The organism is Paractinoplanes abujensis, from assembly GCF_014204895.1.
In the GTDB taxonomy this organism is placed as follows: domain Bacteria; phylum Actinomycetota; class Actinomycetes; order Mycobacteriales; family Micromonosporaceae; genus Actinoplanes; species Actinoplanes abujensis.
On the sequence record NZ_JACHMF010000001.1, the window covers coordinates 1,456,193 to 1,468,344 of the forward strand.

Here is a 12,152-nt window from a genome sequence, read left to right on the forward strand (position 1 = left end):
GGAGACCGGAAGAGAAGGAAGGGAAAGGGGGACCGGAAGGGAAGGCGAGGGAAGACGCTGGTCAGTCCGAGGAGGCGGGGATCCGCCCGGTCACCCGCTGGGCGACCCAGCCCGCCGGGACATGCCGTCCGGTCAGGACGTATTCGGCCACGACCCGGTTCGTCAGCGTGTCCAGCAGGGCCCGTGGTGTGTGTCCACGACCGACCAGGAGGAGCTGGTCACCGGTCGTCACCGTCACGTCGTCGTCGGGGCGCAGGGTCGTCTCGCCCTCGCGCAGCAGCATCAGCGGCACGGCGTCCAGCCGGCGCTCCCGGTCGCCCGGCGAGCGCAGCAGGTCGCCCAGCGCGATGCCGGCGCCCAGCCACGGCCGCAGCCCGGGCGCCTCCGCCGCGGTCAGGTTGACCTTCCACACCGGGCCCAGCTTCATGCCGCAGTACGCCTGCATCCGTTCGAGCGTGTCGCCCGCCCACTCCTCACCCAGTTCGGGCATCTCCCGCAGGAAACGCCAGAGCAGCGGCGTGCTGAGCCGCGCGTAGATCTCACGGGCGGCCATCTCGCTCGGCACCAGCAGCCAGTCGATCTCCATCGCGGCGAACAGCGGCGCGCTGGGCGGGCGGTTCTGCCGGGCGCCGATGAACAGCGCGGGGTTCTCCTTGCGGGCCGCCGCGACGAGCGACAGGTTCGTGGCGTCGTTGTCGGTGCCGGCCACGAAACCGGCCGCGGTCGCCAGGCCGGCCTGGGCCAGCACCGACGGCTCCGACGCGTCGCCTTCGATCACGGTCAGCCCCGGCTCGGCTTCCGGGTTGAGGTCGATGACGGTCACCTCGAGGTCATCGGCGCGCAGGTCCTCGGTCAGCTTGTGCCCGAACCGCCCGAAACCGCACACCACCCAGCGTCCCGTCGCGGGCGGGCGGCCCGGGGCGGGCATCTCGGCGCCTTCGCCGCGCACGAGCCACGACAGCAGCGTGTACGACGAGGGGGCGTGCAGGGCCAGGCGCAGGTGATCGCCGTACCGGTCGAAGGGGTTGACCACTGTGGGCGAGCCGAACGCGTGCATCCGGTGCTCGATCGCGGGCGACACCGTACGGGCGATGACCGGCAGCCCCGGGCGGATGAGCGCGGCCGTCATCGCCACGACCAGGTTGACCTCGTCGTTGTCGGTCAGCGCGACGACACCCTCGCAGAACGGGTGCTCGAGCCCGGCCACGCCCAGCGTGTGCGGGTTCGCGGCGTCGGCGACCAGGCCCGGCACGTCGGCCACGTACGGGTCGATGTCGAGGGTGTCGACGTGCTCGGCCACGTTGTCGACCACGACGATCCGCCGGCCCAGCGCGTCGAGGGCGTGCCCGAGCATCTGTCCCGTCTGGCCGTACCCGACGATCAGCAGGAACGGCTCGCGCATGCGCCGGATCGTGCCGGTGAAGCGGCGCAGGGCCAGCGCCTGGCGGAAGGCCCGGTCGCGCAGCGTGGCCAGCAGCGACCCGATCGCGTAGGCCCAGCCGATCACCGTCAGGTAGATGGTCAGCGTGACCCAGAGGCGCTGGGCACCGGTGAACGGGTGCGGGATCTCGCCGTACCCGATGGTCGTGGCCGTGTAGCTCATGAAGTAGAACGCGTCGAAGAAGCCCATCCGCACCGGGTTGCCGTCGGCGTCCTGCCCGGGGATCAGGGTCAGGCCGAAGACGCTGATCGCGAAGATCAGGATGAGCACGATCAGCGGCGCGCGCATCCGGCGCAGGACCAGGAAGACGGTGGACGAGCTCTCGGTGGGGCGGGCGATGCTCGTCCGGCGGTAGGGTCCGTGGTTTTTCATGGTGCGGCCTAACGGCGGCGGAACGTGGTCGTCTCGATCACCAGCAGGGCGACCGAGACGAGGTTGGCCAGCAGCGCGCCGCCCGAGAGCGACACCACGCTGGCCGTGTTCTCCGGGGTCATGCCCGCGTCGGAGATCTGGGTGGCGTAGACCCAGGTGATGGTGGCCGCGATCAGCTGCAGGTCGGCGACGAGGCTGGTGGCCAGGTGCACCGCGCCGATCTGGGTGCGGTCGCCGAACTTGAGGACGGTGGCGATCAGGTTGACCACCACGGCGGCGAACAACTCGTACTCGTTGTGCAGGGCCGGGTCGGAGATGTCCCCGATGAAGAACCCCAGGTTGAGAGTCGCGGCCAGCAGCACGAAGAAGCCGAAGACCACTTTTTCCAGACTCACACGCTCACCTCGGGACACACGCTAGTGCAGCAGTCACCTTCTGTCTTGCTTCCTAGTCGATCAGCGGCAAGTCGGGGTCGGGACGCAGGGTGACTTTGACGGCGGACGCCCGCGGGCCGGCCGCGGCCGTGTCGAGGGCCGTACGCCACTCGGGCAGGCCGAACGTGTGCGTGACCAGGTCGTCGACCGGGTAGGCGGGGTCGTGCAGCCACTCCACGACCTGCGCCATGGTGTGACGGCCGCCGAGGGCGGGTTCGGGACCGAAGTTGACGCTGCCCTGCACGGTGAGCTGGCGGTTCCAGACCAGTGACCAGTCGACCGGCTGTTTTCCGGCCCCGCCGACGAGCACGAGCATCCCGCTCGGGCGCAGCAGGTGCAGGCCGAGGTCGATGGTGGAGGACAGGCCGACGCAGTCGAAGACGACGTCCACCCCCTGTTCGAGCAGGGGCTGGGACAGGCGGGGCCGGATCACGCGGCCGCCGTGCAGCCCGGCCAGGGTCTCGACCACCCCCGGGCCGGGTGCGAGTGTGCGGTCGGCGCCCGTGCGGCCCGGTCCGACGGCGGTGATGTCGAGCCCCGCATGCAGGCGGCGCAGCGCGGCGATGACGAGGCGGCCGATGGTGCCCGGGCCGATGACCACCGCGCGGTCGCCGCGGCGCGGCCAGTGCAGGGCGGCGTGCAGCGCGATCGAGGCCGGCTCGGCCAGCACCGCCCGGCGTGAGGGCAGGTCGCCGACGGGGTGCAACTGGGACTCGTGGGCGACCAGGACCTCGCCCCAGCCGCCGCCCAGCGTGGCGTCGAAACCGAGTGAAGGGGCGCGGCAGCCGGCGACTCCGGGCTGGTCGAAGCGCTCACAGACGTACGGGAAACCGTCTTGGCACGATCGGCACGGCGGGAACCCGCGGTGCCGGCAGGACACGATGGGGTCGACCACCACCCGCTCGCCGGTCTCGGTGACCGCGACGATCTCGTGCCCGAGGATCTGGTGCCGGGCGGTGTAGAAGGCGCTCAGCACCAGCGACGACTTGGCCTGCGCGACCCCGACGTCGCTGCCGCAGACGCCGGCCAGCTCGGGTCGCAGACGCACCCAGCCGGGCGCGGCGGGCAGCTCGGGCTCGGGCCAGTCGTCTTGCAGCGAGAGCATCCGCCCGAGCCGAGGGTGAGCCGCGGTCAGCAGGTACCGCGGCACGGACAGGTTGGCCACGACCGCACGCATCCCGATCCGCCTTTCGCTGAGCTGGTGTGTTCTGTGCTCGTTGCCGTGCAGTACTGGTCGGTGGGTGGAAGACGGCCTCCGGCGCGTACCGGGTGGAGGTGGGCGACCGGCGCGCCGGCTTCCGCCTCGGAGGATCACTCCAGCCGGTGGCGGTTCTCGCGGCTCCAGCGGATCCGGTCGGCCGTCGTGTCGAGGAAGCCGGTCGCCAGCCACTCGGCCTGTGGCTGCAGGCCCTGCTCGGCCAGCCGCCGGGTCCGCTCCTGCACCGCGACCTGCTGGGCGATCACCTCGTCGACCAGACCCTCGGCCCCGATCCCGTACGCGGTGGCGAACACCTCCAGGCGGCGGCGCCGGTCCGGCGGCTCCGGATAGGCCAGCCACTGCCGGCACATGGCGTCGTCGCGGAACGGCGCCACGTATTCCAAGGCGTACGCCACGTCGTGCACCGGCCGGCCCGGCCACGCGTAGTCCCAGTCGAGGATTCCCACCGGCTGCACCCCGTGCCAGACGAGATTCCACGGCCCGAAATCGCCGTGCAGCACGATCTCACCGTCACCCTCGAATCCGGCCCACCCCGCCTCAGCCGTCGGGTGGAACCCGCGTACGGCGTCGTGATACTCCCGCAGCAGGCGCGCCATGTTGACCAGGCCGCGCTCGTCGACCACCTTGGCCCACCCGGCGGGCCCGGACTCGCCGTCGAGGAACGTGACGACCTCACGCCCCTCGTCGTCGATGCCTTTGAACCGCGGCGCGTACGGAAAACCGATCTGCTCCAGATGCAGCAGCAGCTCGTGGACACTGGACGACCACGGCTGCAGCGGCCGCCGTACGGTGTCGCCGACGCGGACCACGTGGCGATGCGGCTTGTCCTGCAACAACTCATGATCGGTCATGTCCGTGACGGTAACCGCTGACGTCGCCCGGCGCTGCGGACGAACAGCCCGGGTGCCGGGCGGCCCGGGTTGTGCAACGAGCACGTGTCAGGCCACCTCGGACCGGTCCCGGGGTGGCAGGCTCCGCGCGAGCGCCGGAATCATCACGGCCGCCGGGATCAGGTGCAAACCGATCAACGCAGCAACGGTCCGCGCTTCCGCCCCGGAGATGAGCGGCAGAACCAGCGAGACCGCGGTCAGCCCGGCCGCCGTCCACACGAACCGCTCCCTCGGCCGGGTGCTCCAGCGCCGGAAAGCCACCGCCATCACCACGCCGGCGAGACAGCAGACCGCGGTCACCACGGCGAACCCCGCCACCGGGATGGCCTCGCCGTCGACCACCTCGAAGTCGATCCCGGCCGCGCCGGCCAGCGCGGCACCCGCAGCGGTGGCCGTCACGGCGCCGACCACGGCCACGATGACCCGCCTCATGCCGTCACCAGCCGCTCCGGCAGCCCGAGTCCCGCGAACCGGTCGGCCGGGAAGGTGACGATCTCACCGATCGCCCCGCCGCTGATCCGCAGCACGTCCAGGGTCAGCGGCTTGCCCCACTGGTAGAAGGCGACGGCCGGCTGCCGGTTCACCGCGGCCGGAAGCCCCCGCAGCCCCGCCATCTCCGCGAAACCGCTCTCCGTCCAGTCCCGGACCACGGCTTCCCGGCCGACGAACACCCCCGGCGTCGGCGGCATCGAGAACCGGACGTCGTCGCGCAGCATCGCCGCGAGCGCGGGAACGTCCGTGGCCACGCTGGCCTCGGTGAAGCGCCGCACCAGCTCCCGCGTCACCGCGTCCTCCTCGCCGCCCCTCCAGTCCTGCCGCTGGGCCGGCAAGTGCTCCCGCATGCCGGCCCGGGCCCGCTGCAACGCGCTGTTCACCGAGTTGACGGAGTCGCCGAGCAGCTCGGCGACGTCCTTCGCGGTCCAGCCGAGCACGTCCCGCAGGATCAGCACAGCCCGCGGGCGCGGCGCGAGATGCTGAACCGCCACGAGATACGCCAGTTCGATCGTCTCCCGCGCGACCGCCAGCGCCTCCGGCCCGTCCGCGTCGCCCGCGGGCAGCTCGTCGAGCAGCCGGTCCGGGTAGGGCTGCAACCACCGCACCTCACCGCCGGTCGCCGGTCCGGGCCGGGTGCGGGCCAGCCGATCCAGGCAGGCGTTGGTGGCGATCCGGTACAGCCAGGCCCGGACTGTCGACCTGCCGGCGAACGTCTCTCGTCCGCGCCAGGCCCGCAGGAACGTCTCCTGCACGGTGTCCTCGGCGTCCTCGAACGAGCCCAGCATGCGGTAGCAGTGCACATGCAGCTCCCGCCGGTGTCGCTCGAAGTCCAGCTGAGTATCCGCCGTCATTACGCCAACCTCGATCCTCGTCGTGTCCAGTCGTAGGTATGACGGGCGCGGCCGCGAAAACTCATCACCCTAAACCCGCACCGCGGGGAACGGGTCAAGGTGTTCCTTGTCGCCGCCGCAGCAGCCCCTCGTGGCGCCTGTGCTGTGCCAGTCTGGCCCGGTCAGCAACGCCGACAACAGGGAGTGCGACATGACGGCCATCAGCCGAGTGACCGGGCGGCAGATCCTCGACAGCCGGGGCAACCCGAGCGTCGAGGTCGACGTGACACTGGCCGACGGTTCGCTCGGCCGGGCCGCCGTGCCGTCGGGGGCGTCCACCGGCGCCGCCGAGGCGGTCGAGCTGCGCGACGGTGACCCGGCCCGCTTCCACGGCAAAGGCGTGAGCAAGGCCGTGGCCGCGGTCAACGGCGAGATCGCACGGGCGGTGATCGGGCTCGACGCCGAGGACCAGGCCCGGGTGGACGAGACGATGATCGCGCTCGACGGCACCAAGGAGAAGGGCCGCCTCGGCGCCAACGCGCTGCTGGGGGTCTCGCTGGCCACGGTCAAGGCCGCCGCCGCGGCGCACGATCAACCCCTGTTCCGGTACGTCGGTGGGGTCGGCGCGCGGCTGCTGCCGCTGCCCATGATGAACATCGTCAACGGGGGCGCCCACGCCGACAACCCGCTCGACTTCCAGGAGTTCATGATCGCGCCGGTCGGGGCGGCGAGCTTCTCCGAGGCCGTACGGATGGGCTCGGAGGTCTTCCACACGCTGCGGCGCTCGCTGGCCGCCGCCGGGCACAGCGTCAACGTCGGCGACGAGGGCGGGTTCGCCCCGGGCTTCGCCACTGCCGACCAGGCCTTGGAATTCGTCGTGCGGGCCATCGAGGACACCGGCTACCGTCCCGGCCCGGACATCACGATCTGCCTCGACCCGGCCAGCTCCGAGTTCTTCCGGGACGACCTTTACTCGTACGGTGGGGAAGGGGTTGACCGAACCGTCGACGAGCACATCGCCTACCTGCTCGACCTGACCCGGCGCTACCCCATCTCGTCGATCGAGGACCCGATGGCCGAGAACGACATCACCGGCTGGAAGAAGCTCACCGCCACCGCCGGCGCCGGCCTGCAGCTGGTCGGCGACGACGTCTTCTGCACCGACGCCGACCGCCTGCTCGACGGCATCGAGGGCGGCTACGCCAACGCGATCCTTGTCAAGGTCAACCAGATCGGCACCCTGACCGAGACGCTGCGCACCGTCGACACCGCCCACAAGGCGGGCTACCGCGTCGTCATGTCGCACCGTTCCGGCGAAACCGAGGACACCACGATCGCCGACCTGGCCGTCGGGCTCGGCTGCGGCCAGATCAAGACGGGCTCACTGTCCCGCTCCGACCGCACCGCCAAGTACAACCAGCTCCTCCGCATCGAAGAACACCTGGGCGACCAGGCCCGCTACGCCGGCCACCCCTGAAGCCCGAAGCAGAGGTCAAGGCCTTTGCGTCATGTGGGGCCGGCGTCCCGTGGCGCACGGCGTCCGAAGGACGCCTCGGGAATGTGCTGAGTTCAGGCTATGACGTTTCCGGTCGGCGTGGAGCGCACGGTGACCCGTTCGCCGATCGGTTCTCCCGTGGTGAGCAGGTCGAGGATGGTGTCGGCGCGAGCCACGAAACGGCGGCCGTCGTCGAGGCGGCCGAGCACGATTCCCTCCCGTTCGCCGCCGCGCCGATGTTTGACCGCGTACGTCTCCACCACGCCCGCGCCGTCGGCGGTGAGCGCTTCCTCCGGCGCGGGAACGGCGTCCAGCTCGGCCTGGATCCGCGCGCTTTCCGACGGCTTGAACGGGGACGGGATCGTTGTGTAGACGCCCGTCGAGTGTTTGCTCATGATGCCGCCGTTGGCCCCGACGAAACCGTACGTGCCGGGCGCCGCGCGCAATTGGCGCACCACGGCGGCGATCGCGTGCATCGAGTAGTTGTTGCCCGGTCCGCCGAAGAACGGCAGCCCACCGGTGGCGGTCAGCCCGCGCGGATCGTCGGGGCCCACGCCCAGCGCCTCGGCCACGATGAACACCGGCGCGGCATAACAGCTGTAAAGGTCGAGCGTGGACAGTTCCGGCCCGGTGATCCCGGCCGTTTCCAGCGCGTGCTGCGCGGCCCGGACCGCGGCGGGCGAATTGCCGTAGTCGGGCCGCTCGACCATCGTGCGCTCGTCCAGGTCGGCGTGCCCGGCGAGATGAATCCACTGCTCTTCCCGTACGCCGTGGCGCCGCGCGGCCTCGGCCGACATCAGCACGACCGCGGCACCCTGGTTCACCTTTTCCCGCGCCACCACATAACGCGTGTAGGGGTCGGCGATCGGCCGGTTGGTGCCGGTCGGCGTCATCAGTTCGGCCGCGTCGCGGAAGACCGGCGCGGCCGCGTGGGGATGGGCCGCCGCCACCGCCGTGAACGGCTCGAACAGCCCGCCGATGGCCGCCGCGTATTCGGCCCGCGACATTGCCAGCCGGGCCCGCCGCGCGTTGTCGATGAGCGAATACTGCGACGGCGTGTCGGAAAGGCCGTGCGCGACGTGATGCATCGACACGATGCCGTCCAGCCCCGAGCCGCGCGCCTCCAACGACCCGCCGGGGCTTTCGGTGAAGTCGGGCCGGTCGTCGCGCGACGCGTAGAAGCCGACTGTCGAAATGGCTTCGGCCCCGAACAGCAGCACCACGTCGGCGTGGCCGGCGGCGATCGTGGCCGCGAACTCGTTGACAAGTCGTTGCGGGGCCTGACCGCCGCCGATCTCGAGCACGGCGCGCCGCGGTCCGGCTCCGATCCGGGCGGCCACCGAGCGCGGGAAGTTGTCCGACGCGCCGAGCACGGGAGTGGCCCAGGGCAGGGAGATCTCGAACTGCGGCACCCCGGCCACGGTGTCCACGGCGGACGCGTCGACGCCGGCGTCGTGCAGCGCCTCGCGGGCGGCGTCGGCGGCCAGGTCGACCGGTGAGCGCCGGCGATACCCCGGCTCGCCGAGGCGCTCGCTGACCTCACCCACCCCGACCAGCACCGGCGTGCGGGGGGAGGGGGTCATGAAAGACGTCCGGCCAGCGAACGGATGCGCTGCTCGCACTCGGCCGCCATCCGCCGGGTGATCTCGCCCGCGGGCCGGATGTCGCGGAACGACCCGACGACCTGCCCGACGAAGAACGACTCCAGCTCGAGCGCGCCCTCGTGCCCGGCCTCGGCGGCGGCGTCGATCCGCTGCCAGGCGTCGTCGACGAGCATCGGCTGCAGGGGCAACGGCAACGGTTCCGGGCTGCCCGCCGCGTCCCACTCGTCGTGCCAGGCGGTCCGCAACTGCCGGGCCGGTTTCCCCGTACGGGTCGGGGAGCGCACCGTGTCGGCACTGCTCGCGGTGAGGAACTTGTTCTTGATGGCGGCGACCGCGACGTCCTCGGAGCTGGACAGCCAGACCGAACCGCACCACACCCCGGCCGCACCCAGCGCGAGGGCGGCCGCCATCTGCCGGCCGTCCGCGATGCCCCCGGCCGCCAGCACCGGACGGTCCCCGGCGATGTCGACGATCTCGGGCGTGAGCACCATCGTGGCGATCGTGCCGGTGTGCCCGCCGGCCTCGGTGCCCTGCGCGACCAGCACGTCGACGCCGGCCGCGATCTGCCGTTCCGCGTGCCGGCCCTGCCCGACCAGCGCGGCCGTGACGATGCCCTGGGCCTTGGCCCGCGCCACCAGCTCGGGCGGCGGGGCGCCGAGCGCGCTGGCGATCAGCGAGATGCGGTGCTTGAACGCGACGTCGAGCAGCGCGACCGCGCCCGGCGTGGTCAGCGACGCGGCGACGTGCTGGTGGTCGACGGTCGGGGCAGGCGGGATGTCGTACTTCTCGAGCAGCCCGCGCACGAACGCCAGGTGCTCCTCGGGAATCTGGGCCCGCATGCTGGACACCAGGTCGGCCGGGTCGCCGGGCACGAACTTCTCGGGAACGAGCAGATCCACGCCGTACGGCTTGCCGCCGACCTGCTCCTCGATCCAGGTCAGCTGGGCGTCGAGCTCCTCGGCGCCGTAGACGGAGGCGGCCAGCACGCCGAACCCGCCCGCGTTGGTCACCGCGGCGACGACCGCCGGCGATCGGTTGAAGCCGACGATGGGGTGCTCGACGCCGAGCAGTTCGGTCAGAGCCGTACGCATGCCGACACGTTACCCGGCAGTCACTTGCCGCAGGCGCCGGATCTCGCTGCCCTGTTCGACGGCCATCTCGTTGGCCACCTCGCGCAGCTTCTCGTCGCTGCCGCCCTTGATCACGTCGCCCGCCATCTGCAGGGCGCCCTCGTGGTGGGCGGTCATCATCGCGGCGAACCGGGTGTCGAACGCGGCCCCGGTGGCGGCGGTCAGCGCGGCCATGTCGGCGTCGGTCTGCATGCCCGGCATCGTGGCGTGGTTGTGGCTCGGGTCGTTCTCGGGCAGCCCGCGCTCCTTGAGCCACGACCGCAGAAAGGTGATCTCGAAGGGCTGGGCGGCGGCGATCCGGTCGGCCAGCGCGGTCAGTTTGTCGTTACCGGCGCGTCCGGGGGCCAGCTTCGCCATCGTGACGGCCTGCTCGTGGTGCACGATCATCATCTGCACGAAGGCGGTGTCGATGCCGTTGAAGGTGGACCCGTCGGGCGCCTTGACCTTGTCGGTGTCGCTGACGACGGCCTCGTCGCCGGGGCCGCCCGGAAGCACCACACGCTGCGCCGGGGGCGCGCTCACGCTGGGCCGGGGCGCCGCCGCGGAGTCGCCGGACCCCATGCGGGCCGCGACCGCCACGGTCACCGCTCCCGCCACGATCACCAGGGCCGCCACGAGCGTCGATATCCTCACCCGGCTCACCGGCACCTCCTATATAGATCATTCGGTATGTTCCCGGAACGCGCTCCGGCCACTACTGTAACGACCAAGATGAATACGCATCGTTGCGCGCTCACCTTCAGACCACGGGGGATGCGCCAAGGGAAGGGAGCCCCATGAAGCACACTGCCCCACGAGGGCGGATGCTGAAGCGCCTGGCCGCCGTCAGCGCGGCCGCCCTGGCCGTCGGACTGATGACGGCCCCGGCCAGCAGCGCCGCGCAGGCACCCGCCGATCCGGGCACCATTCCGGGCGTCGACGAGATCGTCAGCAGCCCGAACCTCAAGCAGGTGGCCCACCTGGACAAGTCCGGCCCGCTCACGGGCACCAACACGGACTGGGCGTTCCAGGGCAAGTACGCGTACGGCGGCAACTACAACGGCTTCTACGTGTACGACGTCAGCAAGCCCAAGGAGCCCAAGGTCGCGGCGCAGGTGCTGTGCCCGGGCTCGCAGAACGACATCTCCGTCACCGGCAACCTGCTGTTCCTCGGCACCGACTCGCAGCGCACCAACGACACGTGCGTCAACGAGGCGTCGACGACCGCGGTGCCGGGTGAGCGGTGGGAAGGCATCAAGGTCTTCGACATCAGCAACCCGCTGACGCCGAAGTACGTCAAGTCGGTCAAGACGGACTGCGGCTCGCACACGCAGACGCTGGTGCCCGGCAAACGCGGCGACAAGAACGTCTACCTGTACGTGTCGTCGTACAACCTGGCCGGCTCCGACCAGCCCAACTGCGCGCTGCCGCACGACAAGATCTCGGTCGTCAAGGTGCCGCTGCACAACCCGGCCGCCGCGGCAGTGGTCGCGACCCCGGTCGTGTTCCCCGACGGCGGCTTCCCGGGCAGCGAGTCCGGCTCCGCCACCACGGGCTGCCACGACATCACCGTGTACGCCGAGAAGGACCTGGCCGCGGGCGCCTGCATGGGTGACGGCGTGCTGTTCGACATCAAGAACCGCGCGAAGCCCACCGTCATCACGACGGTGCGCGACGAGGTCAACTTCGCCTTCTGGCACTCGGCCACGTTCAACAACAGCGGCACCAAGATCGTCTTCACCGACGAGCTCGGCGGCGGCGGCGCGGCCACCTGCAACGAGGAGATCGGCCCCAACCGCGGCGCCGACGCCATCTACGACATCGTCACCAAGAAGGGCAAGAAGAAGCTCGAGTTCCGCAGCTACTACAAGATTCCGCGCTACAACGCGGACACCGAGGTGTGCGTCGCCCACAACGGCTCGCTCATCCCGGTGCCGGGCCGCGACATCATGGTCCAGGCCTGGTATCTGGGCGGCGTCTCGGTGTGGGACTTCACCGACTCGCGCCGCCCCAAGGAGATCGCCTACTGGGAGCGCGGCCCGCTCTCCCTGGAGACCCTCACCGGCGGCGGCTCCTGGTCGGCGTACTGGTACAACGGCTACATCTACTCGAACGACATCACCAAGGGCGTCGACGTGCTGGAGTTGAAGGACCCCCGCACGGCGATCGCCAAGCTCTTCCGGGCGGACACGTTCAACGCCCAGACCCAGGACAACTTCCTGCGCTGGTGGTAAGGCACTGACAGCAACGCCCGCCCCGCACC

11 protein-coding genes are annotated in these 12,152 nt (G+C 71.0%); 2 read left to right on the forward strand and 9 right to left on the reverse strand.

The window, feature by feature from the left end; all coding sequences use genetic code 11:
- Positions 1 to 61: 61 nt before the first annotated feature.
- From BKA14_RS06045 to BKA14_RS06070, 6 genes are all read right to left on the reverse strand, one after another.
- Positions 62 to 1,813 carry a potassium channel family protein gene (locus BKA14_RS06045; RefSeq protein WP_184949929.1) on the reverse strand — a complete coding sequence of 584 codons (1,752 nt, stop codon included), beginning with the start codon at positions 1,811 to 1,813 and terminating at the stop codon, positions 62 to 64.
- Positions 1,814 to 1,821: 8 nt separating this feature from the next.
- Positions 1,822 to 2,208: a DUF6394 family protein gene (locus BKA14_RS06050; protein WP_184949930.1), complete on the reverse strand. Its 387-nt coding sequence runs from the start codon at positions 2,206 to 2,208 to the stop codon at positions 1,822 to 1,824.
- 52 nt (positions 2,209 to 2,260) lie between these two features.
- Positions 2,261 to 3,424, reverse strand: a complete 1,164-nt coding sequence (locus BKA14_RS06055; RefSeq protein WP_184949931.1) for a zinc-dependent alcohol dehydrogenase — start codon at positions 3,422 to 3,424, stop codon at positions 2,261 to 2,263.
- A gap of 134 nt (positions 3,425 to 3,558) precedes the next feature.
- Positions 3,559 to 4,317 (reverse strand): aminoglycoside phosphotransferase family protein, encoded by a 759-nt coding sequence (locus BKA14_RS06060; RefSeq protein WP_184949932.1) that lies wholly within the window; start codon positions 4,315 to 4,317, stop codon positions 3,559 to 3,561.
- A gap of 87 nt (positions 4,318 to 4,404) precedes the next feature.
- Positions 4,405 to 4,788 (reverse strand): DUF6069 family protein, encoded by a 384-nt coding sequence (locus BKA14_RS06065; protein WP_184949933.1) that lies wholly within the window; start codon positions 4,786 to 4,788, stop codon positions 4,405 to 4,407.
- On the reverse strand, positions 4,785 to 5,702 hold the full coding sequence (locus BKA14_RS06070; protein ID WP_184949934.1) for an RNA polymerase subunit sigma-70: 918 nt from the start codon (positions 5,700 to 5,702) through the stop codon (positions 4,785 to 4,787). Before BKA14_RS06070 ends, BKA14_RS06065 begins: the two co-directional genes overlap by 4 nt.
- 190 nt (positions 5,703 to 5,892) lie before the next feature.
- On the opposite strand from BKA14_RS06070, the gene eno reads away from it, so the two are divergent.
- Positions 5,893 to 7,158: a phosphopyruvate hydratase gene (gene eno / locus BKA14_RS06075; protein WP_184949935.1), complete on the forward strand. Its 1,266-nt coding sequence runs from the start codon at positions 5,893 to 5,895 to the stop codon at positions 7,156 to 7,158.
- A gap of 92 nt (positions 7,159 to 7,250) precedes the next feature.
- Here the strand turns inward: eno and BKA14_RS06080 are convergent, their stop codons facing one another.
- The 3 genes from BKA14_RS06080 to BKA14_RS06090 are packed head-to-tail and all read right to left on the reverse strand — an operon-like array spanning position 7,251 to position 10,543.
- Complete coding sequence (locus tag BKA14_RS06080) at positions 7,251 to 8,759, reverse strand: TLP1 C-terminal extension domain-containing protein (RefSeq protein WP_184949936.1); 1,509 nt, start codon at positions 8,757 to 8,759, stop codon at positions 7,251 to 7,253.
- A complete protein-coding gene (locus tag BKA14_RS06085; RefSeq protein WP_184949937.1) occupies positions 8,756 to 9,871 on the reverse strand; it encodes an NAD(P)H-dependent flavin oxidoreductase in 1,116 nt (371 codons plus the stop codon). The genes BKA14_RS06080 and BKA14_RS06085 overlap by 4 nt, the downstream gene beginning before the upstream one ends.
- A 9-nt stretch (positions 9,872 to 9,880) precedes the next feature.
- The gene (locus tag BKA14_RS06090) at positions 9,881 to 10,543 is read right to left on the reverse strand and encodes a DUF305 domain-containing protein (RefSeq protein WP_311776101.1); all 663 of its coding nucleotides are present in this window, start codon (positions 10,541 to 10,543) and stop codon (positions 9,881 to 9,883) included.
- A 143-nt stretch (positions 10,544 to 10,686) separates the two neighbouring features.
- On the opposite strand from BKA14_RS06090, the gene BKA14_RS06095 reads away from it, so the two are divergent.
- Positions 10,687 to 12,123 (forward strand): LVIVD repeat-containing protein, encoded by a 1,437-nt coding sequence (locus tag BKA14_RS06095; protein ID WP_184949938.1) that lies wholly within the window; start codon positions 10,687 to 10,689, stop codon positions 12,121 to 12,123.
- The last annotated feature ends 29 nt before the right edge of the window (positions 12,124 to 12,152 follow it).

What these genes read in the sequence shown, in the direction of transcription:
- BKA14_RS06070 (WP_184949934.1), bottom strand. Translation starts at nt 5,702, where the DNA reads ATGACGGCGGATACTCAGCTGGACTTCGAGCGACACCGGCGGGAGCTG.
- BKA14_RS06055 (WP_184949931.1), bottom strand. Translation starts at nt 3,424, where the DNA reads ATGCGTGCGGTCGTGGCCAACCTGTCCGTGCCGCGGTACCTGCTGACC.
- BKA14_RS06060 (WP_184949932.1), bottom strand. Translation starts at nt 4,317, where the DNA reads ATGACCGATCATGAGTTGTTGCAGGACAAGCCGCATCGCCACGTGGTC.
- BKA14_RS06065 (WP_184949933.1), bottom strand. Translation starts at nt 4,788, where the DNA reads ATGAGGCGGGTCATCGTGGCCGTGGTCGGCGCCGTGACGGCCACCGCT.
- eno (WP_184949935.1), top strand. Translation starts at nt 5,893, where the DNA reads ATGACGGCCATCAGCCGAGTGACCGGGCGGCAGATCCTCGACAGCCGG.
- BKA14_RS06045 (WP_184949929.1), bottom strand. Translation starts at nt 1,813, where the DNA reads ATGAAAAACCACGGACCCTACCGCCGGACGAGCATCGCCCGCCCCACC.
- BKA14_RS06095 (WP_184949938.1), top strand. Translation starts at nt 10,687, where the DNA reads ATGAAGCACACTGCCCCACGAGGGCGGATGCTGAAGCGCCTGGCCGCC.
- BKA14_RS06080 (WP_184949936.1), bottom strand. Translation starts at nt 8,759, where the DNA reads ATGACCCCCTCCCCCCGCACGCCGGTGCTGGTCGGGGTGGGTGAGGTC.
- BKA14_RS06085 (WP_184949937.1), bottom strand. Translation starts at nt 9,871, where the DNA reads ATGCGTACGGCTCTGACCGAACTGCTCGGCGTCGAGCACCCCATCGTC.